Genomic DNA, 21,989 nt, shown 5'->3' with positions numbered 1-21,989 from the left:
ACGTGGACCACGGTGTTGCCAGGCGTGCAACGGAAAGGAACGAGCGCTCATGCGCGAGATCCTCGGAAGGCGACGCAGGCTCCTGTCCCAGGGTGGCGACAGCGGGCCCGAACTGATCGAAGCGGCTCTGACCTTCGCCTCGGACTGGCGGTGGCCGGTACTCCCGGGTGTGGCGGCGGATCCGCAGGGCCGCTCCCGCTGCGGCTGCCCCGACCCCGAATGCACAGTGCCGGGCGCTCATCCCTTCGACCCCGGCCTGCTCGCCGCGACCACCGACGCGTGCATGGTGCGCTGGTGGTGGGGCAACCGGCCCACGGCACCCGTCATCCTGGCCACCGGGGGCAGGGCGCCCTGTGCGGTCTCCCTGCCCGCGGTGCCGGCCGCCCGCGCCCTGGATGCCCTCGACCGCCTCGGCATGCGGCTCGGCCCGGTCGTCGCCGCACCGGACCGCTGGTCGATCCTGGTCAAGCCGTACTCCCTGGAACAACTGGGTGAGTTGCTCTACGCCAAGGACTTCGTCCCCGGCTCCCTCCGCTTCCACGGCGAGGGCGGCTACCTCGCCCTTCCCCCGTCCGGCACCGGCCGGGGCGGGGTCCGCTGGGAGCGTGCGCCACTGCCCGGCTCCGCCTCGCCGTGGGTGCCCGATGTCGAGGCCGTGGTGGACGCCGTGGTCGAGGCCCTCACGCGTACGGGTGTGAGCGCGCCCGAGATGTAGCGGCCGTCGGCGCACGGGCCGCGCACGCCGTCCGCTGAAGCGGGTACCTGCCGGAGCCGCACAGTCGTCATGCCCGGGGCCGCACCGTCACGCACGCCAGGGCCGCGCCGGGGGCCCTGGAAGAGGTCGTCCGCCCTCGCCCACGTCGACGCGGTGGCCATCCGCGGGGCCGATCTGCCGTCGACCCGCGGGACCGATCTGCCGTCGACGGGCGCGTCCGACCGGGAGCAACCCGTCGGTGGAAACAGCCGGTTGGCATGCGACTGCGCTCTGTCAGCGACGGCGGTCACGCAAAGACCCGGTTGCTGGCGACGGGGGATGCACCAGCAACCGGGCTACTGGAACGGTAACAAGAGATCGGCTGTTAGCAAATTCGAACTCAGCTTTTCCGGTCACCGACTGGCCTGTCCACGCCGGAAGTTGTGAAGGGAGCTGGTGGTTCCGGCGGGACGGTCGTGCTGACCGGCAAGTCAGCACGACCGGGGCGCACGCCCGCGCCGCCACGCCTCTCGGCGTGTCTCAGCTGAGGGTGACCTGCCGGTTGGTCAGCCCGCCGCGTGCGCGGCGTTCGTCGGCGGTGAGCGGAGCGTCGGTGGCCAGGGCGGCGGCGAGACGCTCGGCGAACTCGGCCGCCGGCTTCTCCACATCCTCGGCGCCGACCCCGCTGGGAAGGTCCCAGACCGGGACCGTGAGCCCGTGAGCACGGAAGGAGCCCACGAGACGGGTGCCCTCGCCGAGGGAGGACCGGCCCGCCGCGTGCAGTCGCGCCAAGGCGTCCAGAAGCTGCTCCTCGGGGTGCGGCATGACCCACCGCAGATGGTTCTTCTCCGGCGTCTCGCACCAGTACGCGGCGTCCACGCCGGAGAGCTTGACGGTCGGGATGGCCGCCGCGTTGGCCCGCTCCAAGGAGGCGGTCACGTCCGGCGCGGCGTTCTCCGGGTCGGGGACCCAGAACTCGAAGCCGCTGTGCACGACCGGCTCGAAGGCGCCCCCGAGGTCCAGCAGATCCTGCAGGCGGGCCCCCTCGGCCGAAGCGCGGCGGGCCTGCACCGGGGTCCCCGGGTCGGCGGTGAGCGCGCGCTGGAGGGTGTCGGCGAGGTCACGGCTGATGTCCCCGGACGACGTGTCGTTCTGCAGGCCGAGGAGGACCGAGCCGTCGTCGCGGCGCAGCGCGGGCCAGGCCATCGGCAGCACGGTGGCCAGGGTGACCGACGGGACACCCTCGGGCAGGCCGCCCTCGAGGTGCAGCTCGACGGTGGCGGCCGGCACCAGCTCGCGCAGTGCCACCCAGTCGCACTCGCCCGGCAGGCCCTCGAACGGACGGTGTACCAGCTCGGTCACGGCGTGCGCGGCGGCACGGCCGTGACAGGCCTTGTAGCGGCGACCGCTGCCGCAGGGGCAGGGCTCACGGGCGCCGACGACCGGGATCTCTCCCTCTGTGAGCTGGGGGCGCTTGGCCTTCGTCTGGGGGCGCTTCTTGGCCATCGTGGGTGTCTCCCGGTTACGGCTCGTCTCGTACGGGCGGGAGCCTAGCCGTTCACGACGCGACCGACGGGACCCTGTGGACGACGTGCCGCCTGCGGACAGCGGGCCGTGACGCGTGAGCCCTGCGGGCCGGGATCGCCCGACGCGCGCAGAACCGCGCGGGCGGCCGGGGAAGACCATGGGATCTCCGCACGGCTGCGCGGTCAGTCGAAGGTGTCGAAGGCTTCCGCGAACTCCAGTCCCGGTATCTCGGACACCGCGGGGGCCGTCACCCGTGTGGCGAAGTCGTCGCGCCGGTGTCCGGCGTCCGGGTCGTGCACGTCGTCGTGGACGACGACCCATACCGTGACCTCGCCGGGTACCTCGTCGCGTACGCCCCAGTCGTCGGCCAGCGCCGTGATGATGTTCAGCCCCCGGCCGCCGTGCGCGGTGACCGACGGGGTGGCCGGCGCCGGGCGGGTCGGGCCGCCGCCGTCGGTCACCTCCACGACCAGACGGCCGCAGGGGTGCACATGCCAGGCCGCACGGACGGCGCCGTCCCCGGCCAGGGCGCCGCCCAGGGGTCGACCGTGTTTGCACGCATTGCTCAGCAATTCGGAAAGGATCAGTACGGCATCGTCGATGACCGTGTCCGCCACTCCGCCGTCACGCAAGTGCAGGCGCATACGGCGCCTCGCCTTCCCCACGCCCGCAGGGCCATGAGGTACGGCCATGCTCGACGACGTGGGCACTTCCTGTGCCACCACCAACGCCACCCCCGAGACCTCCTTCGCCCCACGCCACGGTGTGAATGCCCCACGGGCCTGAACCGGAAACCGGCCAATCCGTGTGCGGTGACGCACTTGAACGATCGGGCACGCACCGAATGCGCCGGAGCACTCCCTGTAACCAGGTGGCTGGATCTCGTCGAGGTGGCCGAGATGTGAGGATGCGGGAGGCGTGTCCGGTCAAGAGCCCTGCACGGGACACATGAGCCACACCAGCCGCACGAGACACGCGAACCCCGCAGGACCCGCAGGTCCCGGGAGTCAGGCGGTCTGCACGGGTCAGCGGCCGAGCCGGTCGAGCACCGCGCGGGGCCGGTTGGTGATGATGGCGTTCACTCCGAGGCTGACACAGGCGTCCACGTCCTCCGGGTCGTTCACGGTCCACACGTGCACCTGGTGGCCGGACTGTTGCAGTCGCTCGATGTGCGCGGGGTGGCTGCGCACGATCCGGATCGAGGGGCCCGCGATGTCCACGCCCTCCGGCAGCCGCCCGTCGCGCAGGCGGGGCGAGACGAACTGCTGGAGGTAGACCGTCGGCAGGGTCGGCGAGGCGGCGCGCACGCGGTGCAGCGACCGCGCGGAGAAGCTCATCACGCGTACCGGAGACTCCTCGGCGGCACCGGGGGCGTCCAGACCGAACCGCTTCAGCAGGAGCAGCAGCCGCTCCTCCACCTGTCCCGCCCACCGCGTGGGGTGCTTGGTCTCGATCGCCAGCTCCACCCGGCGGTCGGCGTCGACGACGAGCTCGAGCAGCCTTTCCAGGGTGAGGACGGAGGTCGCCTCCCTGTCCTCCGGCCGGTGCACCCAGTCGGGCTCCTCCACGCGTCCCCCGAGCGGGTGGCGGGTCTTCCAGGAGCCGAAGTCCAGGGCGGACAGAGCGGAGAGCTCCAGTGCCGAAACCGCACCGCGGCCGTTGGACGTACGGTTGACGCGACGGTCGTGGACGCAGACCAGATGGCCGTCGGCGGTCAGGCGTACATCGCATTCGAGCGCGTCCGCACCGTCCGCGATCGCCTTGCGGTACGCGGCCAGGGTGTGCTCGGGAGCGTCCTCGGAGGCTCCGCGGTGGGCGACGACTTGGGTCGGGCGCTGACGTGCAGGGGTCACCGCGTCATGGTGCCACCGAACGGGGGCATGTGTGCGGTCGTCCAGGCGTCGGTGGTGTGGACGCTGCGGTCGTCTGATCGGAGGCATCGCGATGGTGCACCCTTAGTGAGTAATGCCCTATATGGAGAATGGTCTCGCACCCACAGGAACGGCTTATGGTGCCCTGACGGCTCATAGGAAAAGCTGGCGTCATACAAAGAGACACGCACAGCTGAAGCGCGCCGAACTCGTCGACATGCGTGAACGAGTGTGAATGAGCGTGAACGGGCGAGACCGAGTGTGACCGATACGACAGCCGTGGATCGAGGAGAGAGAGCTGTGAGCACCGAGAACGAGGGCACAAACGAGGGCGCATCGGTACCCCCGGCCCCGTCCGTACCGCCCACGCCGGTGGACGCTCCCGCAGCTCCGGCGCATCAGGAGCGCCCGGCCCCGGAGGGGGGCGGTCCGACGACCCCCGTGCCCCCGGTCCCCCCGACCGCTCCGGGGGCGGCACCGGGCCACGGCACACCGGAACACCACGGATACGGCGATCACGCCGGATACGGAGGGTACGGCGCCCAGGAACAGGCCCCCGCAGGCCCTCCGTCCGGAGCCCCTTCGGGAGCCCCGGCGGACCCCTCTTCCGCTCCCGACCCCTCCTGGCCCCCGCCCCCGGCTCCGGGCATCCCGTCGTACGACGGCGGTGCCGGTCACGGCGCGGGCGGCTGGGGCTCGTACCAGCAGCCCGCCCCGAAGAACGGCGGCGGCAAGCGCGGTCGACTGGCCGCCGCGGTCCTGGCGGCCGCGCTGGTCGCGGGTGGCCTGGGCGGCGGCCTCGGATACACGCTGGCCAAGAACAACGACGACGGCAACGGCTCGACGACGGTCTCCTCGTCCACCAGCGGCGGCAACGTCAAGCGCGACCCGGGCACGGTCGCCGCAGTGGCCGCCAAGGCGCTGCCCAGCACGGTCACCATCGAAGCCCAGGGCAGCAGCGGCGAGGGCGGCACCGGCACGGGGTTCGTGTTCGACAAACAGGGCCACATCGTCACCAACAACCACGTGGTGGCGGAGGCCGTCGAGGGCGGCAAGGTCGCGGCGACCTTCCCGGACGGCAAGAAGTACGACGCCGAGGTGGTCGGCCACGCCCAGGGCTACGACGTCGCGGTCATCAAGCTGAAGAACGCCCCCTCGAACCTGAAACCCCTCACGCTGGGCAACTCCGACCAGGTCGCCGTCGGCGACTCGACGATCGCCATCGGCGCGCCCTTCGGCCTGTCCAACACGGTGACGACCGGAATCATCAGCGCGAAGAACCGTCCGGTGGCCTCCAGCGACGGCACCGGCAGCCAGGCCTCGTACATGAGCGCCTTGCAGACCGACGCCTCGATCAACCCGGGCAACTCCGGCGGACCGCTGCTGGACGCGCAGGGCAACGTCATCGGCATCAACTCCGCGATCCAGTCGACCAGCAACGGCGGCTTCGGCACCGGACAGGCCGGCTCCATCGGCCTGGGCTTCGCCATCCCGATCAACCAGGCCAAGTACGTCGCCCAGGAACTGATCAAGACGGGCAAGCCGGTGTACGCCAAGATCGGCGCCTCGGTCTCCCTGGAGGAGGGAGCGGGCGGCGCGAAGATCACCGATCAGGGTGCCGGCGGCTCCGAGGCGGTCGACCCCGGCGGCCCCGCCGACCAGGCAGGCCTGCGTCCCGGTGACGTCATCACCAAGCTCGACGACCGCGTCATCGACTCCGGCCCGACCCTGATCGGTGAGATCTGGACCCACAAGCCGGGCGACAAGGTCACGCTCACCTACGAACGCGGCGGCAAGCAGCAGACCACGGAACTCACCCTGGGTTCCCGCATCGGCGACAGCTGACGCCACCCCTCCCGCACCGACCCGTTACCCTTGTCCCGCGCCGCCGATCACCCGGTTGGCGCGGGGAGGTGTGCCCGAGCGGCCTAAGGGAACGGTCTTGAAAACCGTCGTGGCAGCGATGTCACCGTGGGTTCAAATCCCACCGCCTCCGCAGAGGTCATAGATGTCGCAGGTCAGAGAGGGTGCCCCGTTGATCGGGGCACCCTCTCTGCGTGCACCTTGTCTCACCCTGAATCGCCGGTATCCCGTCTCTGACCAGCGCGTGCGGCCAACCTGCGGCCAGGAATCACGCCTTCTCGGCTCCGCCCTCGTGCTCGGCGAGACCCTGCTCGATCAGGGCGTTCATCCTGTCCTCCTCGCCGTCCAGCACCTTGGCGTAGTAGCGCTGGAGGACGGCGACGCTCTGTCCCGCGCGGCGGGCCGTTTCGGCGAGGCTCACCCCGGAGCGGAGCCAGAACGACACGCACGCGTGCCGGAGGTCGTAGGGGATGGCGGCCAGCGGAGAGGCGACCTGGGCCGGGGTGAGCGCCTTCCGGCGGGCCTCCTTCCACACCGCGCCGTACTCCTGCGAGCGGACCGGGCCGCCGCGCACGGCGCTGAACAGCCGGCCGTCGACGGTGTCCCCGAGCGCCTCGAGGTGATCCCGCAGGATGCCGACCAGGACGGGCGGGATGGGGACCGGACGGACCGCGCGGTGCGCCCGGTGCTTGAGCTGTCGTTCCTCGTACGGTTTGCCGTCGTCCGTCCAGGCCGATCCCACCTGCGGCCGGGCGCCGGCGAGCACGAGCCGCCCCCAGCCCTTCGACGGGAGTTCGCACTGGTCCGCGCTGAGCATGGACACCTCCTCGGGTCGCAGGGCCGCGTAGTAGATGCACGCGAAGAACGCGACCAGGTGCTCCCCGCGGGGCCCCTGCGCGCGGACGGCGTCTAGCAGGGCCCGTGCCTGCGCCGGGGTGGCGACGCTGCGCGCGTCCAGCTCCTCCACTGCCTTGGGCGTCTCCCAGTGGACGCGGTGCAGAGGGTTGCCGGGCAGCAGCTCGTGTTCGACGGCCAGGCGGAGGCAGTTGCTCAGCACCGCGCGGCGGCGCCGGAACGTGTTGGCGGCAGCGGGCTTGCCGTCCTGCCGCTTGGCCAAGTGCTCCAGCACCGTGCGCATCCGTGCGGCGTTGTCCAGGTCGACCACGGCCGGGGCGTTGCGCTCCACCCATGCCAGGGCCTTGGCCTCTTCCGCCGGCGGTTCCTGGTCGTGGCGTCCCGCGTTGAACCCCCACTGGTAGAGCGCGCGACGCAGGACGTCGTCCGAGGGCCGGCCCTTCCCGGTGGGGCACAACGCCATCGTGGCGATGGCCAGGCTCTCCGCGATGCTCGCTCGGTGCTTGGCCGCCGCGGTGGGCCATTTCCGGGCGACGTGTGCACGAGCATGGGCGTACCAGTTCGTCCGGTTGCGCTCGCGCACCTCGGAGACGGGGAGCCCGCTTTCGGTGTCGAACGGCTCGCCCTTGCGTGTCGCGGTGAGCAGCTCCGCGCGGCGTGCGTCGGCGAGCGTCTTGGTGGCGAACTTCTCCTGGTACTCCTTGCCGTCCACCTGCCAACGCAGTTGGAACGGCGCGGCCTTGCTCGGACGCTTACGGATGTTCCAGACGCGCACGTCGTAGCTGTGCATTTTTCTCCTTGACGAAGAGGGGACCCCGCCGGGCGGCGGGGTCCCCTCGGGGCGTTGTGGTTCAGGCGCACATCTCGTGCGCGGCCCACCACGAGTCCAGGTCGCTGCGACGGCAACGGAGCTGACCGTTGGGCAGCTTGATGAGCTTCGGAGCCGTTCCCCGTGCGCGCATGCGGTAGAAGGCGGCGCGGCTCATGCCGAGTTCGGCGAGGACTTCGGAGAGCTTCAGCATCTTGTGGCTTGCCATCAATGACTCCTCATGGACCGAGCTCTACTCGGGTCTGCGGGTGCTTCTGTCCGAGGCGGGGATTTCTGCGTCACCGCGTCACGCGCGTCATGCGCTTTCCTGACCTGTGTGTTCGGGATGACGCGTAGCTGTGGGCGGCGTCATCGGGTGACGCGTACCTGTGTCACCCGATGACGCGGGTGACGCGGGATGACGCATGCCCGCCGTCCTGCGTCACCGCTGTCGAGGCAGGTCAGGAAGCTGTCTCCGCGTGGGGTGACGTAGGTGACGCAGGTTCTCTCTCTTCGGAAAAGAGAGAGGTGGTTCTTTGGTGTGCTGCGGTGTGGGGTGTGGAAAAGGGGAGCCGCTTCGCGGCGCGTCCGTACGGAGCGGCTGCCGCCGCTGAACAGCAAGAGGAGCACGCCGGGGTGAGGTGCTCCTCTTGCTTGTGCCAGCGCGGAATGGCCGGCGTGGAGGTCAGAACGCCGGTTGCTGCTCGTGGGGTGCCGGGGGAGTGGAGGAGGAGCGGGTCATTTCGATGTAGCGGGCGGATTTGGTGCGGCCCCAGTCGATGAGGACGCCCCGGGCGGCCAGGGTGGGCTGTAGGCGCTTCAGGCGGTCGGAGAGGACCTTGCCGGTGGTCGGCCAACCCTTGGGGAGCGAGCGGCAGTCCTCGCCGCTGTAGAGGCCGGTGAGGCATTGCAGCCACTCGGTGGAGGTCATCCGCTGCTCTGTCCCCGCTTCCAGACCGGAGGCGTGCTTGAGGACGGTCTGCGCCAGGAGGTCGCCTTCGATGACGTCGTCGTTGAGGTCGTCGAGGCTGGCCCGGTAGGCGGCGAGCGAGCCGATACCGGTGGCCGCGTCGAGCTGCGCGCACAGGTGGGCGAAGTCCGCCATGCGCAGGTCCGTCGGGATGTCCGCGTCAGCCGCGCGCACCTGCACGGTGAGGTCCAAGAGCGAGCCGAGGATGACCGGGAGGGCTTCTTCGAAGTCCGCCCACAGCTCGGCCTCGGTGCGTCGCACGCGGGGCCGCTCCAGTCGGAGGGGAAGGAGGCGTTCGGCGAGGTCGGGGCGGATGACGCCGACGTCGATCCCGGTGAGGAGCAGGGGCCGACGGTAGCGAGCGCGGACCACGTCGCCGTCGGTGAACAGGGCGCGCTTGACGGTCTCGGCTCCGGTGACGATGCAGCACATCGCATCGGACAGGTCCGGAGCCAGGTGCGAGAGGTTGTCCAGGGCGGTGACCCAGCCCGCGGCCACGGCCGCGATCAGGTTCTCCTCGTCCTTCGGCGCGCGGCGCAGGTCGCCGCTCATACCCTCGATGATCCGCACCAACATCCGTCCGCCGGTGGACTTGCCCGCGCCCTGGGGGCCGGTGAGGAACGGCGCGGGCACTGGCACGGACGGCTCCAGGCAGCCGATGAGCCAGGCGAGGGCCAGGCACTCGGTCTCCGCGGTGGCGAAGTTGCACAGCCGCATCAACTGGTCGATGCCCTTGCCGTCGGTGTCCTTGACGGGCATGGGCAGTTCGCCGGTGAGCTGGGTGCGCTTCCAGCACACCTCACGCGGATCGGGGGTGAGGATGTCCCAGCCGGTGGGGTGGATGCGGACCGACTGTCCGTCGTCGCGGCCGAGGTCCAGCCAGGTCGCCCCGTCGAATCCGGGGGCGACGCGGATGTGCACGGGCTGCACGCCTTGGCTCAGCGCGAGGGCTTCGATCAAGTCCAATGCCTCCTTGAGCGCGGTGCCGTTGAACACGCCGTATCCGTCCTGGAAGAGGCCGACCATGAGTTCCTGGCGGTGGCTGCCCGTCGTGCCCTGGGAGCGGATCGGGCGGGCCACGGGGTGGCCGTTCCTCTGCGCGTACACGGTCCCGTCGGCGGTGCGGAAGTAGCGGAAGTGGGCTTGCGCGTAGTCGGTGATGACCTCGCGGGCGGGGGTCTTCTCGTCGTCGGACACGGTCACATTCCCAGCTTCGTGCGGGCGTTGGTCCACGCGTCCGTGCAGTGCCGGGCGCTCTCGCCCTTGCTCTGCGCGGCGGTGAACAGTCGCGTGACGTGGGCATCGGTGAGGCAGCCGCACCGGCCGTGCGTGGACAGCACGGCCAGGAACGTCCGGTACACGGTCGCGTGCACCGCGCTGGACGCCTCGGTGATGCGCTGCTCGGCCATGGCGATGCCCCGCTCCAGGTAGGCGGGCATCCGGTGCGGGCACTCCCCGTTCTCGGACCGTGCGGGTACGGCGACGGCCTGCGGCGTCGGCCGGACCGTGGAAGGCTTCTTCACGGCCAGCGCGCGCACGGCGTCCGGCAGGGCGGTCAGGGTGCCGGTGCCGGGCCCGAGATAGCGGGCGTAGGACATGGCCGACTTGATGTCGACGCCGTCACGCACCGCGTTGTGCGACGCCATGGTGCCCCGGTAGATCCAGTGCTCGCCGCGCGTCGTCTCCACGGTCCGCGTGGCGGGCAGGATCGCGCGGGCCCAGGCCACGGCCGCCGCGTTGTCCAGGTCGACCACGGTCAGCCCGGCGCCGCCGGGGTGGTAGGCGACGGTGACGGCGCGGCGCCATGCGGCCGTCCAGGCCGGGGAGGTGAGGACGTGCGGGTCGGTGCTGGCGGCGGCCCAGGCGTGGCAGACGCCGGGGCACCGGCAGGGACCCGCGCTCTTCATGTTCGGTCGGCCGCCGCACGCGTTGTGCGCGCACTGGTGGCAGTTGCCGAACGGCACCTTGCCCCGCCGCAGGGGCAGCACCGGTACGCCGGTCGCGGCCAGCGTCAGCGCGGTTCGCAGGGGTTCGGGCAGCCGCGGCCGGGGGCCGGGCACTCGCCGGATGGTGGTGGGTTGGGTCATGCTGGGAGACCTCCAACAGGTCTGTAGCGGACTGGTTGGCAAGGGCGGCCCGGTCTTTGGCGAGAGGGGGCCGCCCTTGGCGTAGCTGGGACTGTCCGGCCGATCAGGAGTGTCGCGGGCACGGAAGCGCGTGGACTAGGCGTCCGGTGGGTGTCATGATCACGGCGGCGTCCGGCGTGGGTCCCGGCGCGCAGGGAGGGGCCATGGATCTCTATTTCGCCGTTTTTTATGGCCTGGCGGCGTTGCTCGTCTCCGCCTCGGGCGTAGCGGCGGTTACCCGTGGCTGGGTGCTCCCCAGGTACCGGCCTCGGGTTCGACGCGTTCGCCTCTTCGGCTGGGGTCAGTTGGTGATTGGCTTCGCCTACTGCTGGCTGGTGGTCTTCGGCCGGCTGGCGATCGACAATCCCGGCGTCCGAGCGTGGGTGACGCTGTCCGGCATCGCGCTTCTGCTGGCCGGCGTCATCCTGGTGCTGGCGAGCCAGCGCGCGGGTCGTAAGCGGCAGGGCGGCGGCATGCCCTAGCCGTGGAAGTGGTTTCGCTTGAACACGGCCCGGCGGATGTGCACGGTGGTGCCGCCCTTGTGGCCGCTCGGGCTGAAGATCTGGACGGCGATCCAGCCGCCGAAGATGACGGCGGCCAGGATGATGAGCTGGCTGATGAACGCGGTGAGCGCGGCGATGAACGAGGTGAGCAGCAGCAGCCCGCCGCACACCGCGAGGAACCCGATGCCCCCGAGGGCGACGTTCACCGCCGTGCGGGAGACGGCCGGCTTGGCCGCGACCGGGGCGGGCTGCGGGTGGTCGATGGCGTAGCCGGTCACCACGCGGCCGTCGGGCAGGAGGATGCTCGCCACCGCCGGAACGGTGCCCGGCTGCACCGGCACGACCGGCGCCGACACGGGGACGGCGGGCGGGAGCGGGGTCGGGTGGTGGACTTCCACGGCTCGCTGTATGGGCACGCGGTGGGTGTGGTCGGGGGACATGCGGAATCCCTTCCGGTAGTTGGCCAGGGAGGCAGGGACACCCCCTTCGGGGTGCCGTGTGGAGGGGTGTTTCGGGGGTCTGACCTGCGTGCCTCCCTGCCTCCCTGATGGATCATTCGTGCAGGTCAGGGGCAGGGAGGCGGGTCAGGGAGGCGGTCAGGGAGTTCTCCCTGCCTCCCTGACCCGTCGTGGTGCGCCTCCCTGTCACTCAGAGGCGGAAGCGGAACCCTCTCCGTCGCGGTGGGCGAGGGCGCGGGCGACGCGGTCGCGGCCGACGACCATGCGGCCGTCGGACTTGTACGGCTCGGCGCCGGCGTCCTCCAGCACGCGCTTGAGGTCGCCGGGCGTCCACCGCCCGTAGGCGTCCTCGTTGAGCGCGGACAGCCGCTTGAGCACGTCGGCGGTCAACACCCGGGAGGCGGTGCCAAGGACGGCGGCGATGTCGGCGAGCGGATCGTGTTCCGCGCCCCGCTCGATCACGTGCAGCGTGGTCACCCCGTCGCGCAGCCGCTTCGCGCGCTCGGCGATCTCGGTCGCGGTGTCGGTGTCGATGTAGTGCGTGCGCACCGTGATCGACGCCTGGCCGGCCGGGATGGCGATCCCGTCCGAGGCGACCACCACCGTGCCCTTGTCCAGTCCCGGGCGCAGCAGGTTCGGCGCGGCCCCGCCGTCGACGGCCTTGTCCCCCAGCGCCATCCGGGCCTGCGACTCGGTGCCCAGGGCGAGGGAGGCGCGGGTGTGGGCGCCCTCGCGGACCAGCTTGGGCAGGTTCTGGTCGGTGGGGTCCTGGGTGCCCTGCCAGAGCAGCACGTTGACCGCCCGGCCCTGGTTGTGAATCTTCCGGGCCGCCATGAAGTACCGGGAGGTGGCCTTGGAGCCGCCGTAGGGCCGCTTGTCGGCGTCGAGCAGCGGGCACATGAACGCCACCTGGGCCTCGTCGACCAGCAGGATCAGCGGCGGAAACGGCGTGCCGGGCGGCGCGGTCAGACGGCGCTCCATCTCCGTCACGCCGCCTTCGAGCATCTCGGTCGCCTCGATCACGTGGTCATCGGTCGGCCCCTGGATCAGCACGGTGGCGAGCCCGTCATACATGGCCCAGTCGCCGGCGCCCTTGAGGTCCGCGATGCGGAACTCCACGGATCGGTCGAGGGCGAGCCACAGGGCGAGCGCGCGCAGCGCGGCCGTCTTGCCCTGGTTGGACAGGCCCGTGATCAGCAGGTGGCGCTGGTACAGGCTCAGCGCGGCGGCATCGCCGCGCAGGTCCTGGCCCCACGGGGCGCGGCCCTTGGCGTAGTCGGCGGTCAGCGACTCGTCGACGGCCAGCGGGGACGGGCCGATCGGCTCGTCCAGCGCCCCCGAGTCCGCGACCCACAGCCGCACCGTCCGCGCGGCGGTCGGGAGGGTGATGAACACCTCGTGCTCGTGCCGGGTCAGGTTCTCGGCGAGCTTGCGGCGCTTGTTCTGCACCTCGTTGGTCGACACCCCGGAGGGCAGGGTGACGTCGACCTCGACGCCGCATCCGGCGATGCGGATGGGGCCGAGCATGCTCGCGCCGGCGTCGCCCATCTCCTTGATGGCCCGGGCCAGCGCGGGCACCCCGAGGTCACGCAGGGCCTTGACCACGATGGACGGCGTGATCGGCTCCCCCTCACCCGACCGGACATTCGCCGGCAGGGCCCAGGCGGGGGCGGCGTGCTGCTTGCGGCCGACCGACCACAGGGCGAGCAGGGCCAGGAACGGGCCGATGGTGAGCGCCGGACCCCAGACGACCTGCACGATCCGGATCAGCAGCGCGATGAAGTCGACGGTCGCCGACAGCGGGGTGATGACGTCTCCGGCCTGGCCGGTGTTGAGGGCCATGACGACGCCGAGGGCGACCAGCACGCCGACGCTCATGCCGGCGCCGACGGCCACCCCCTTGGCCGCGTCGATGGGGGAGTGGAGCAGGTCCATGCGGCGGTGGTGGCGGGCGGCGCGGAAGCGCTGCAGCCGCTCCTCCCACTCCTCGGCCGCTTCCAGGTTCCCCGCGGCTTCCGCCGCCCGGATCATCCGCTCGTACCGGGCCCCGGTGCGGCCGTCCCAGGTGCGGCGGGCCACGATCCGGCCGCCGTTGAGGGTGTACAGGCCGTGCCGCGCCACGGCGCGGACGGTCGCCCGGGTCGTCTCGTGCGTGACGGCCGTCTTCACCGCGCGTCCGGAGCGGACCCACAGCGGCACGGTCGCCGCCGGGGCCGGGTCCGGTACGACCGTGAGGACGGTGGGGGCGGTGTCCGGGGTCGGGGGGTCGGTGGGCTTGTGGAGGTGGACGACGTTCTCCGACATGCTGGAAGTGCTCCTGACTGCCCCCAGCGGGGGCGGGAGTAAGGGAGAGAGCCGGGGTGGCCGGGTCCGTGGAAAGAGCGGCCACCCCGGCGTGATGGCTGGTCAGAACCAGCCGGACGACTTCCGCTTGGCCTTGTCGCGGGCGGCCTCGGTGAGCAGCCGCTGCCGCTCGCCGTGCAGCGCGGTCAGCTCCGCGTTCAGCCGGATCTCGGCGGAGTTGCCGGTGGCATCCATGCGCTGCTCCTCACGGCCCGCGCTGCGGCCCCGGGCCACCTTGTAGCCACCGGCGGCCAGGGCGCGGGCCATCGCCCGGCGCTCACTGCCGTTCAGCGGCCACCACTCACCCCGGCGGACCGCTTCGAGCTTCTTCGTGGTCGCCTGGATCTCGCGGTCCAGGCGGCGGATGTCGGCGTTGCGCATGGTCAGACGCTCCTCGGAGGATCGGCGGGGTCGGGATAGGCGCAGGTCACGCACATGCCGAGCGAGGCGGGGATGACGTAGCCCGCATCGGTCCGGCAGGCGGGGCAGAGGCGGCGGGCGGCGCTGGCCTTGGCCAGCGCCGCCCACCGGCCCGGGGTCATCGGCCGGACCGGCTTGGCCAGGTCGACCCGGTAGAGGTAGGCGACCAGCGGCGGACGGCGGCGGCGTGGCCGCTCGAGCTGCGCGGCCACGTCCTGACCACCCGGGCGCAGGCCCTGCGCGCGGAGTTGGCGGCGGGTGGCGTAGCCGTCCGGGGCCAGGCGCCACCGGTAGATCGGCAGCGCGCCCATCAGGCAACGCGCTTCCAGGCGGCCCGTAGCCGGACCTCGGAGGCGGAGTGGCCGGCCGCGCGGAAGCGGGCCGCCATCTCGCGGTATGACAGGGGCGGGGTCTGGCTGTGACGGATCTCGTCAACCAGTACGTCCAGCGCGCCATCGGTGAGGGCGGGTGCGGCTTCCAGAGCGGGCGTTCCGGTCGGCTCGCTCGGGCCCCACACGGGCAGATCCCAGCGGGGCGTGACGTCGGGTGTGACGCGGGCCGTCACGCTGGTCAGCGCCCTGCCGGTGTCCTCGCCGGCGCGGGCCGTCTCCAGCGTCGACCACGCGGACGACAGCGTCTGCGCGGTCCGTGCCTGGACGTGGGCGACGCGGGCCCCGGCCTGCGTCACGGCGGTCAGCCGGGTCTCCTCGGTCGCGGCTTCCGCCCGCAGTCGGGCGCGGGCCACGGCCGCCTCGTCGCGGGCCTCCTGCTGAATCCCGCGGATCGCGTCCAGGGCGACCGGGGTGAGCGCGGTGCGCTCCCACAGGCCGTGCACCAGCCACAGGGCCTTGGCCGCGATCGGCAGCCAGGCCACGGCCAGCCACGCCCCGGCGGAGTGCTCGGCGGTCAGCGCGTGCGCGACCAGCACGGCGGTGGCGAGCAGGCCGAAGGACCAGCCGACGGCGGTCACCGTGCGGTTGTGGTCGCCCTGCGCGGCGAGCCGTCGTTCGTAGGCGAGGGCGGCCAGCCATCCGCCGTCGATGCCGAGGCCGACGACCAGGGCGACCGGCCACGGCATCGCCGTGCCCAGCCACATCACCACCACGGCGAGGGTGAGCACCATGGATACGGCCGTCATCGCGACGGCCGGCAGGACGGTCCTGGCGCTCATGCGGTGCCCCCGTCCCGGCCGCGCACCGTGACGGCGGCGATCAGCAGGACCGGGGTGGAGTCGTCGTCGGGGTCCCGGCTGTCCTCCGTCCAGGACCACGCCGCACCCGGCGCCACCTCGTAGCCGAGTCCGGCCAGCGCGCGCCGGCGCTCCGCCCCGGTGGGCACCGGCCCGGAGTGCTCCCACCGGACGGTGGGCCACTCGGTCTCGCCGTACAGGACGACGTACAGGCGCCATGGCCCGCCGTCGCTCGCCAGCTGCGCGGTCAGCGTCCCCATGCGACACCCCCGAGGGTGAGCAGGGCGGCCAGGAGGAGCAGGGCGCCGCCGGCCTGGGTGAGGTCGACCGCGCGGCGCAGGCAGGTGAACTTGGCCACCGCGAGGCGGGACAGGCCGGCGATGTCGGCGGCCCGGTCCCCGCCCACGGCCGTACTGATCTCCTCGGGGGTGAGGGTGGCCCACAGCGGGAAGCCGAAGCGCTCGCGGCGGTGGCCCAGGTTCGGGCGGACCGACCGCAGCAGCAGCCCGGCCGCACCGATCAGCAGCACCAGACCGGCACCGCCGGTGAGGCAGGCGGGCAGGTTCAGCGGCAGGTCGCGGGCGACCGTCCACGATCCGGCGAGGACCGCGCCGACGAACGCCAGCAGCAGCGCCGTCTTCGCGTCCGTCCGGGCGATCTCCGCCCTCACCTCGGCGTGCGCGGCGGACAGGTTCTTCTCGGTGGCGCTCATGCGGCACCCCCGGGCAGGCTCGCGCCGGCGGTGCGGTTGACCAGCGCGACCCGCGCGGCCAGCGCCCGGCGGCGGGCCCGGCGGATGCGGCGGGCGTCCAGCTCGGTCGGCGTGCGGTCCAGGGTGACGATGTGCGCGTCCAGCAGCTCGACGTCCGCCAGGATGACGGGCATCTCCCGCTCGATCGCGTCCAGCTCCGCGGCCGTCGGCTCCATGAAGTCGGCGAACGCGGTAACAGCGTCCTGAACAGTGACGATGTGACTCATTGGGTCGTGTGTCCTCTCAGGTGGAACGGCCCGAACAGCACCCCCCGGAGTTGCCCCTCCGAGGGGTGCGCGCCGTTGATGGGGAAAACCGCGTGTCACACGCGGTGCGGCCACTGAGCAGCGGCCGAAGTGCCCCGGACCGGACTCGAACCGGTCGGGTTGCCGTACGGGGCACGCCGGTCTTCTCCGCCTTGTTTCCGACCCCTTCGGGCAGGCGGACCACGGGTTACCGGCAGTTCCCTGTGTGAAGTTCTCAAGGTGCTTGCGCTTCCTTCGAGCCCGTTTCACGGAGCCCTCCGGGCGGCATGGGAGCAGCCCAATAGGGACGCCCCGGACTCACTGTCCTAGGACTGCGGGTCGTTCGATAAGACCATGACGCACAGTCCTGGGACTGTCAACAGTCCTGGGACTGTGTTTCACTGGTCGATGTCGAGAGGAGTGCTGCATGGCGCCCAAGTGGCGAGATCTTGCGGACCGACTGGCCGCACAGATCCGGAACGGCGAGTACGCGCCCGGTACCCAGTTGCCGCAGATCAGGGACCTAGTGGAGGCGGGCGAAGGCTCGAAATCCACGGTCCACGCGGCCTACAAGGCATTGGAAGCCGAAGGGCTGGTCACGTCGTCGCGCGGACACGGCACGGTCGTCCGTGAGCGGACCCCGCTCAAACGGCTCGGCATCGCGCGATACGACAAGGCCAAGTGGCGGGACGGCGATGAAGTGGCGTTCATCGCGGACCGCGTGGCGTCCGGGCGCACGTACAAGCGGAACGAACAAACCCAGACCATCAGCCGTATGCCGGCGCCGGCCGCCGTCGCTCAGGCGCACGGTCTGCCGGAAGGCGCGGAGGTCTACGCACGTGCGCGCGTGGTCAAGGAGGGTTCACAGCCGACGCACACGCTGACCAGCTACTACCGCCCCGAGCACGTGGAAGGGACGCGGATCGTCGACCCGACGCCGGGGCCCGCCGGCCGGGGCGGTGGCTTCCGTGTCCTGTACGACGCCGGATACGAGATCGACCACATGCAGGAGACGCTGTTCGCGCGCATCCCCACGGCGGACGAAGCCCAGCTCCTCCAGCTCGCACCGGGCGAATGGGTGGTAGAGCTGCACCGGACGACCTGTACGGCCGACGGCACCGTGGTGGAATTCGCGATCGGCGTCCACGCGGCGACACGCTTCGCCTGGACGTACGACTTCAAGGTCCCCGACTCAGCGAAAGCGGAGGGCGAGAGCAAGTGATCTCAGCACAGGCATGGGCCGACACTCAACGGCTCTGGGACTTCCAGCAGATGGGGCACGAGCTGCGCCCATGCTCCGTCGCGATCGGACTCGGCAGTCATGACCTCGGAGTCGCGGACACAACCGCCGATCTCTACCACCGGGGCATGATGCCGCTGATCGTCTTCACCGGGGCGACCAGCCGCACCACACGCGAGCGCATGCCGCGCGGAGAGGCCGAGCACTACCGCGAGCGAGCGATGGAGTTGGGGGTGCCGGCCGATGCGATCCTCGTTGAGCCGCGGGCCCGGAATACGGGGGAGAACATCAGCTTCTCCCGCGCACTGCTCGAAGAACACCGGGCCGCCGTGTCCTCCGTCCTGCTGATCAGCAAGCCATACGAGGAACGACGGGCCTATGCGACCGCGCGCAAGCTGTGGCCCGAAGTCGAGTGGCTCAGCGCGTCCACGCCCATGACCCTGACTGAGTACGTCGACTCCATCGGGGACGCGCGCCTAGTGGTCGACATGTTGGCCGGCGCGCAGCAGCGGCTCATGATCTACCCGCAGCAGGGCTTCATGATCGAACAGCGCATCCCCGATGACGTGGCCACAGCGTATGAGCGCCTGCGCGACGCCGGCTTCACAAGTCGACTCGTGCCGGACACCGCAGAGCGGTAGGTGCAGGTCAAGCGAAGTTTCGGCGCGGGGAACCGGCTGGTCTTGGGAACTGTCGTGCCCCCAGCGCGGTACAACTTTCTCTACGTCATCAAGCCCGGCTGCGCTCCTGCCTTCGGCCCGCTCCGCGCACGCTACGCCGACGCGCGCCCACGGGAGGAGCAGGGCCAGGAGGGGCGAGTGCCGCACAGTTGGGGCTGCGGAAAGGACGTGCCTCCGGCGGGGGCGCTCAGGCTCCGAGATGGTGGGGGCGCCGCAGGCGAGTGCCGGCCGAGTGTGGCTCGGGCGGGGAGCTCCCATCCCGTCTCCCGTCGACCCAGGCAGAGCCGAGCGGGCGCGGCCCAGGGCGTCAAGGTCGTTCGTACGGTGGCGCGCTCCACCGGGACGCCAGGCACCGTGCCTGCTCCACGGTGTGTGGGTCGACGGCAAACGGGATGGGAGCTGGGGTAGGCGTATCGGTGGTGAGTACGTCATGGATCTGCACTCGACCAAGCAGCGAAGTTGAACTACTGAACCAAAGAGAGACGCGGGCGAACCTCGCGGCTTGTCGGCTCTGAACGTGCAGGAGCGGTACCGTGGCTCCCCTTCCGCGCTGTGACGATCAAGCCGAAGACCCAACTGCTTAGCTCTTCTGGTGAGACATGCAGGTCTCGGGCCACATCGTGGAGTGTCACGCCTTTAGATCGCAAGGCAGTGAATACTTTGTCGAGCAATTGAGAGTTCTCACGACCTGCCATGCCGGACGGTTCGCCTCTGCGATAGCCCAACTTACCTAGCTCGATGCAGGTACGGCGATAGTGCCAGTCCGACAACATGTCGAGGTCGTGCAGTCGATAGGTAAGAGCGAGGGCCGCAACCTTCCAGATGCCCTTGCCTCTCAGGATCTGCTGGACCAACGGAGTCTTCGGCATGTGCTCCACGACGCTGCGGCGCGGCATGAGGAACGCACTGGCGAAAGCGTTCGCTTCCTGTTCAGCCTGCGGGCCTGCTAGAGACCGGTCCTCCCCGTGCAGGACAAGGTGCCCCAACTCATGAGCCGCGTCGAACCTCCCACGCTCAGGGGTTTTCAAGGTGTTCAAGAAAACAAACGGTGTCCCATCGCGCCACATCGCAAAAGCATCGACATCAGCGTATTCAGGAGGAAGTGAAAAAACCCTCACGCCATGGGATTCCAGAAGGTGCACCATGTTGCTGATCGGTGCTGTGCCAAGCCCCCATCGAGCACGAACCATCTCCGCTGCGGTCTCTGGATCCGGCCTCCCCAGTGTTGGGATGTCGCTGGCTGGCAAACGGAACCGCTCCTCGATCCAGCCGTGTAGCTCCACCGCAAGTCTGCTAGCCCACAAGGCTGCGTCGCGGGGGCCCGCTGCCAGCTTGCTGCGGGCACGGAAGGACACCGCCTCCAGCGGGATAGGCTCCAAATCAGGTTGGAAGAAGAACGACGCAGGGAAGTCGAGGGCGGCAGCAAGTTTCGCGAGAGTCTCAGGCGTGGGCTCGGTACGGCCTCGCTCGTAGTTTGAGAGGCTCTGCACACTCACCTCGACGCGCTTTGAAAGGTCGGCGAGAGTAAGACCGCGTCGCTTTCGGGCAGTGGTGATGCGCGAGGATGTAACCATGGCTCCTCGTCATCTTGGGCACTTTTGGACTTTGCTGTTCTACCGCTCTTCCACGGAAACCTGGTGGTCGCCGGTGGTCTCGACAGCGTAGTGGTTCACCTTTTCGAACTCGATGTCGGGTAGGAGGATGCGTCGTTGGTAGCGGTCAATCTTCCCTCCCTTGCCCACATGGTCCGGAAGGGACAGCTCGCTGCGTACAGTGACAACTCCCGTTCTCCTGGCCTCGTGACGAGAGGTCAACAGGTACCACGTTTCCATCTGCGAGTACTCGTCCAGCTCCTCCTGCCCCATGGCCGGGCTGGCGAACTCAGGCTCTTCAAACGGCAGCTGCAGGTCCTGGTTGCGGGCCACAGCGCGCTCCTTCGTCACACCTGCCGGCCGCTTGCTCCGCGGATGGGGGCGACCGGGCAGGCCGGTCCGAGCGTCTCCGAGCAGCACCCCGATTCCTACCGTCTTGTCAGGGTTGACGATGAGCGGTGCCTGAAGCGGGTCGTACGGTTCCCACTGCAGCTCCGTGCGGAGGGTGTACCGAAGCTCCCGGACGCGAGTGAAGTAGTCCTGGGAGCCGGGGGCGTTCTTGGCGTCGTCCTTTGTCTTGCTGGCACGCCGCGCCTGTTCGCTCATCCGCAGCGTCTGCTCGAGGTACTCCCAGCGCAGGCCAAGGTCGCTGAGCTGGCTCTCGTACCCACCCGAATCCTCGATCGGCGTCGAGAGGAAGTTGTCGATCATGGAACCCCCAAGCCCTTATAGGTATCCGCCCTCAAATGAGGGAGGATTTCATCAAGCGTACCGTCTGACACTGACACAGGAGGCCGTGTGGCATGCCGAGTTGACCGCCTGAGCGCGCTGGCGGGCAGCCGAGGCGTCTGGGGGTGCGACGGACCGATCAGTCAGTGAGGCCTTCACCAGGCATGCCGACATGCACCGCGAACACAGCCGACCGGTACGCGTAGGGCTGCCGTTCCATAGCCACCGCCAGATCTCGCGGTACAGCAGCCAGGTACCGCAATCCCAACGATCGCCCGCCTCCGGTAGCGACCCTCTGGGGGCCTGGTAGCGCCTGGAATGGCCATCGCTGGCCGATCTGGCTAGAGCTACGGATCAGAAAAATTCTGACATCCGCGACGCCGGACGGGGGCGTACACCAGCGACTCTGTCCGGCCGTCACACCAGTCGCCGGCCGCAGCCGAGGCGGCCTCGGATCGAACCTCCAAAGCGGTGTTCTCGGGGGCTTTCCCTCAGGTGTGCCCCAGCGGCCTCCAGTGGTGGAGAAGCCGCAGGTGAGCGGTGTTGAGGGGGGCCCGCTGGAAGTGGGCTGGCTGTGCTCTGGACTATCCGAGGGTGGCCAGCAGCAATGGCCAACGACCGGGAGCGACCGTGAGGGCGCGGCAGGCTGCCGCGCCCTCACGGATTGGTCGAACTGTGGTTCCGTCAGCTGGCACCAGGGGCTCGACGCGCTGCGCCAACAGGTCCGAGCGTGCCCTCACTGTCGCCCGGACATGGGGCTCGGGTACCCCGACTGACTCCCTCCGGGCGCGCGACACCGTCTGTGGGGAAGCGGACTACTCCTGTCGGACCACCCCAGCGGGATAAGGCTTTCTCTACTTCATAGATGCCGCGCCGCCCCTCCTTGCCTTCGTCACCGGGGCCGCGCGCCGTCGCCTGCCCGCGCCCACAAGGGGGCGAAGACCAGGCCGGGGCTGGACTGAGACGACACAGCCGAACTCGGAACAGTGCCTCCGGCGGGGGATCGGCCGGCACCGGGATGGAGGGGGCGCCGTACCCGCCCGCGGGGCCGTTGTGGTGTGCGTGGGGTGTCGGGGGCTGAGGAACACCGGTGGGACGATGTGCACCGACTGAGGAATGAGGAGA

The 21,989-nt window shown here is 70.4% G+C and carries 23 protein-coding genes and 1 tRNA gene; 7 read left to right on the top strand and 17 right to left on the bottom strand.

Annotation, left to right across the window (positions count from 1 at the left end; all coding sequences use genetic code 11):
- The first annotated feature begins 49 nt into the window (after window positions 1–49).
- Window positions 50–715, top strand: coding sequence for a bifunctional DNA primase/polymerase (locus AB0I73_RS19505; RefSeq protein WP_363038935.1), 666 nt, complete (start codon window positions 50–52; stop codon window positions 713–715).
- Window positions 716–1,234: 519 nt separating this feature from the next.
- Here AB0I73_RS19505 and AB0I73_RS19500 read toward each other — a convergent pair.
- The 3 genes from AB0I73_RS19500 to AB0I73_RS19490 all read right to left on the bottom strand — a co-directional run bounded on the left by AB0I73_RS19500 (window position 1,235) and on the right by AB0I73_RS19490 (window position 4,074).
- Window positions 1,235–2,200 (bottom strand): DUF5926 family protein, encoded by a 966-nt coding sequence (locus AB0I73_RS19500; protein WP_363038933.1) that lies wholly within the window; start codon window positions 2,198–2,200, stop codon window positions 1,235–1,237.
- Window positions 2,201–2,403: 203 nt separating this feature from the next.
- The gene (locus AB0I73_RS19495) at window positions 2,404–3,042 is read right to left on the bottom strand and encodes an ATP-binding protein (RefSeq protein WP_363038931.1); all 639 of its coding nucleotides are present in this window, start codon (window positions 3,040–3,042) and stop codon (window positions 2,404–2,406) included.
- Window positions 3,043–3,246: 204 nt separating this feature from the next.
- A complete protein-coding gene (locus AB0I73_RS19490; protein ID WP_363038929.1) occupies window positions 3,247–4,074 on the bottom strand; it encodes a glycerophosphodiester phosphodiesterase in 828 nt (275 codons plus the stop codon).
- Window positions 4,075–4,392: 318 nt separating this feature from the next.
- Here AB0I73_RS19490 and AB0I73_RS19485 point away from each other — a divergent pair, with 318 nt between their 5' ends.
- Window positions 4,393–5,937, top strand: a complete 1,545-nt coding sequence (locus AB0I73_RS19485; protein ID WP_363038927.1) for a trypsin-like peptidase domain-containing protein — start codon at window positions 4,393–4,395, stop codon at window positions 5,935–5,937.
- 64 nt (window positions 5,938–6,001) lie between these two features.
- Window positions 6,002–6,088, top strand: a tRNA-Ser gene (locus tag AB0I73_RS19480).
- A 135-nt stretch (window positions 6,089–6,223) separates the two neighbouring features.
- Here the strand turns inward: AB0I73_RS19480 and AB0I73_RS19475 are convergent.
- From AB0I73_RS19475 to AB0I73_RS19460, 4 genes are all read right to left on the bottom strand, one after another.
- Window positions 6,224–7,600 carry a site-specific integrase gene (locus AB0I73_RS19475; protein ID WP_363038925.1) on the bottom strand — a complete coding sequence of 459 codons (1,377 nt, stop codon included), beginning with the start codon at window positions 7,598–7,600 and terminating at the stop codon, window positions 6,224–6,226.
- A gap of 61 nt (window positions 7,601–7,661) precedes the next feature.
- Entirely contained in the window at window positions 7,662–7,847 is a 186-nt protein-coding gene (locus tag AB0I73_RS19470; RefSeq protein WP_202275192.1) for a helix-turn-helix domain-containing protein, read from the bottom strand.
- A gap of 456 nt (window positions 7,848–8,303) precedes the next feature.
- Window positions 8,304–9,785 (bottom strand): ATP-binding protein, encoded by a 1,482-nt coding sequence (locus AB0I73_RS19465; RefSeq protein WP_363039035.1) that lies wholly within the window; start codon window positions 9,783–9,785, stop codon window positions 8,304–8,306.
- A gap of 2 nt (window positions 9,786–9,787) precedes the next feature.
- The gene (locus tag AB0I73_RS19460; protein WP_363038923.1) at window positions 9,788–10,675 is read right to left on the bottom strand and encodes a bifunctional DNA primase/polymerase; all 888 of its coding nucleotides are present in this window, start codon (window positions 10,673–10,675) and stop codon (window positions 9,788–9,790) included.
- 203 nt (window positions 10,676–10,878) lie between these two features.
- On the opposite strand from AB0I73_RS19460, the gene AB0I73_RS19455 reads away from it, so the two are divergent.
- Window positions 10,879–11,196, top strand: a complete 318-nt coding sequence (locus AB0I73_RS19455; RefSeq protein ID WP_363038921.1) for a hypothetical protein — start codon at window positions 10,879–10,881, stop codon at window positions 11,194–11,196.
- Here the strand turns inward: AB0I73_RS19455 and AB0I73_RS19450 are convergent.
- The 8 genes from AB0I73_RS19450 to AB0I73_RS19415 all read right to left on the bottom strand — a co-directional run bounded on the left by AB0I73_RS19450 (window position 11,193) and on the right by AB0I73_RS19415 (window position 16,605).
- Window positions 11,193–11,657 carry a hypothetical protein gene (locus tag AB0I73_RS19450; protein WP_363038919.1) on the bottom strand — a complete coding sequence of 155 codons (465 nt, stop codon included), beginning with the start codon at window positions 11,655–11,657 and terminating at the stop codon, window positions 11,193–11,195. The genes AB0I73_RS19455 and AB0I73_RS19450 overlap by 4 nt on opposite strands.
- 204 nt (window positions 11,658–11,861) lie before the next feature.
- Entirely contained in the window at window positions 11,862–13,979 is a 2,118-nt protein-coding gene (locus AB0I73_RS19445) for an ATP-binding protein (protein ID WP_363038917.1), read from the bottom strand.
- 102 nt (window positions 13,980–14,081) lie between these two features.
- A complete protein-coding gene (locus tag AB0I73_RS19440) occupies window positions 14,082–14,399 on the bottom strand; it encodes a hypothetical protein (RefSeq protein ID WP_363038915.1) in 318 nt (105 codons plus the stop codon).
- A 2-nt stretch (window positions 14,400–14,401) separates the two neighbouring features.
- Window positions 14,402–14,749: an RRQRL motif-containing zinc-binding protein gene (locus AB0I73_RS19435; RefSeq protein WP_363038913.1), complete on the bottom strand. Its 348-nt coding sequence runs from the start codon at window positions 14,747–14,749 to the stop codon at window positions 14,402–14,404.
- The gene (locus tag AB0I73_RS19430; RefSeq protein WP_363038911.1) at window positions 14,749–15,609 is read right to left on the bottom strand and encodes a protein spdB; all 861 of its coding nucleotides are present in this window, start codon (window positions 15,607–15,609) and stop codon (window positions 14,749–14,751) included. Before AB0I73_RS19430 ends, AB0I73_RS19435 begins: the two co-directional genes overlap by 1 nt.
- The gene (locus AB0I73_RS19425) at window positions 15,606–15,887 is read right to left on the bottom strand and encodes a DUF6303 family protein (protein WP_363038909.1); all 282 of its coding nucleotides are present in this window, start codon (window positions 15,885–15,887) and stop codon (window positions 15,606–15,608) included. Before AB0I73_RS19425 ends, AB0I73_RS19430 begins: the two co-directional genes overlap by 4 nt.
- Window positions 15,875–16,339, bottom strand: coding sequence for a Pycsar system effector family protein (locus AB0I73_RS19420; protein WP_363038907.1), 465 nt, complete (start codon window positions 16,337–16,339; stop codon window positions 15,875–15,877). Before AB0I73_RS19420 ends, AB0I73_RS19425 begins: the two co-directional genes overlap by 13 nt.
- A complete protein-coding gene (locus tag AB0I73_RS19415) occupies window positions 16,336–16,605 on the bottom strand; it encodes a DUF6284 family protein (protein ID WP_363038905.1) in 270 nt (89 codons plus the stop codon). Before AB0I73_RS19415 ends, AB0I73_RS19420 begins: the two co-directional genes overlap by 4 nt.
- A gap of 445 nt (window positions 16,606–17,050) precedes the next feature.
- On the opposite strand from AB0I73_RS19415, the gene AB0I73_RS19410 reads away from it, so the two are divergent.
- Together AB0I73_RS19410 and AB0I73_RS19405 are read left to right on the top strand one after the other, a co-directional pair.
- Complete coding sequence (locus AB0I73_RS19410; protein ID WP_363038903.1) at window positions 17,051–17,845, top strand: GntR family transcriptional regulator; 795 nt, start codon at window positions 17,051–17,053, stop codon at window positions 17,843–17,845.
- Complete coding sequence (locus tag AB0I73_RS19405) at window positions 17,842–18,504, top strand: YdcF family protein (RefSeq protein ID WP_363038902.1); 663 nt, start codon at window positions 17,842–17,844, stop codon at window positions 18,502–18,504. Before AB0I73_RS19410 ends, AB0I73_RS19405 begins: the two co-directional genes overlap by 4 nt.
- Before the next feature lie 503 nt (window positions 18,505–19,007).
- Here the strand turns inward: AB0I73_RS19405 and AB0I73_RS19400 are convergent.
- The gene (locus tag AB0I73_RS19400; RefSeq protein ID WP_363038900.1) at window positions 19,008–20,117 is read right to left on the bottom strand and encodes an XRE family transcriptional regulator; all 1,110 of its coding nucleotides are present in this window, start codon (window positions 20,115–20,117) and stop codon (window positions 19,008–19,010) included.
- A gap of 39 nt (window positions 20,118–20,156) precedes the next feature.
- Window positions 20,157–20,846 (bottom strand): hypothetical protein, encoded by a 690-nt coding sequence (locus AB0I73_RS19395; RefSeq protein ID WP_363038898.1) that lies wholly within the window; start codon window positions 20,844–20,846, stop codon window positions 20,157–20,159.
- 515 nt (window positions 20,847–21,361) lie between these two features.
- Here AB0I73_RS19395 and AB0I73_RS19390 point away from each other — a divergent pair.
- Window positions 21,362–21,640 carry a DUF6233 domain-containing protein gene (locus AB0I73_RS19390; protein WP_363038896.1) on the top strand — a complete coding sequence of 93 codons (279 nt, stop codon included), beginning with the start codon at window positions 21,362–21,364 and terminating at the stop codon, window positions 21,638–21,640.
- Window positions 21,641–21,989: the final 349 nt, after the last annotated feature.

Origin of the sequence: Streptomyces sp. NPDC050388 (genome assembly GCF_040655635.1) — a bacterium.
In the GTDB taxonomy this organism is placed as follows: domain Bacteria; phylum Actinomycetota; class Actinomycetes; order Streptomycetales; family Streptomycetaceae; genus Streptomyces.
Note: the sequence above shows the minus strand (reverse complement) of the source record. Positions and strands in the feature narration are given on the sequence as shown.

Coding starts and splice junctions, on each gene's coding strand:
- AB0I73_RS19430 (WP_363038911.1), bottom strand. CDS start 15,609: ATGAGCGCCAGGACCGTCCTGCCGGCCGTCGCGATGACGGCCGTATCC.
- AB0I73_RS19445 (WP_363038917.1), bottom strand. CDS start 13,979: ATGTCGGAGAACGTCGTCCACCTCCACAAGCCCACCGACCCCCCGACC.
- AB0I73_RS19450 (WP_363038919.1), bottom strand. CDS start 11,657: ATGTCCCCCGACCACACCCACCGCGTGCCCATACAGCGAGCCGTGGAA.
- AB0I73_RS19415 (WP_363038905.1), bottom strand. CDS start 16,605: ATGAGTCACATCGTCACTGTTCAGGACGCTGTTACCGCGTTCGCCGAC.
- AB0I73_RS19500 (WP_363038933.1), bottom strand. CDS start 2,200: ATGGCCAAGAAGCGCCCCCAGACGAAGGCCAAGCGCCCCCAGCTCACA.
- AB0I73_RS19400 (WP_363038900.1), bottom strand. CDS start 20,117: ATGGTTACATCCTCGCGCATCACCACTGCCCGAAAGCGACGCGGTCTT.
- AB0I73_RS19410 (WP_363038903.1), top strand. CDS start 17,051: ATGGCGCCCAAGTGGCGAGATCTTGCGGACCGACTGGCCGCACAGATC.
- AB0I73_RS19420 (WP_363038907.1), bottom strand. CDS start 16,339: ATGAGCGCCACCGAGAAGAACCTGTCCGCCGCGCACGCCGAGGTGAGG.
- AB0I73_RS19460 (WP_363038923.1), bottom strand. CDS start 10,675: ATGACCCAACCCACCACCATCCGGCGAGTGCCCGGCCCCCGGCCGCGG.
- AB0I73_RS19395 (WP_363038898.1), bottom strand. CDS start 20,846: ATGATCGACAACTTCCTCTCGACGCCGATCGAGGATTCGGGTGGGTAC.
- AB0I73_RS19470 (WP_202275192.1), bottom strand. CDS start 7,847: ATGGCAAGCCACAAGATGCTGAAGCTCTCCGAAGTCCTCGCCGAACTC.
- AB0I73_RS19455 (WP_363038921.1), top strand. CDS start 10,879: ATGGATCTCTATTTCGCCGTTTTTTATGGCCTGGCGGCGTTGCTCGTC.
- AB0I73_RS19505 (WP_363038935.1), top strand. CDS start 50: ATGCGCGAGATCCTCGGAAGGCGACGCAGGCTCCTGTCCCAGGGTGGC.
- AB0I73_RS19440 (WP_363038915.1), bottom strand. CDS start 14,399: ATGCGCAACGCCGACATCCGCCGCCTGGACCGCGAGATCCAGGCGACC.
- AB0I73_RS19425 (WP_363038909.1), bottom strand. CDS start 15,887: ATGGGGACGCTGACCGCGCAGCTGGCGAGCGACGGCGGGCCATGGCGC.
- AB0I73_RS19435 (WP_363038913.1), bottom strand. CDS start 14,749: ATGGGCGCGCTGCCGATCTACCGGTGGCGCCTGGCCCCGGACGGCTAC.
- AB0I73_RS19475 (WP_363038925.1), bottom strand. CDS start 7,600: ATGCACAGCTACGACGTGCGCGTCTGGAACATCCGTAAGCGTCCGAGC.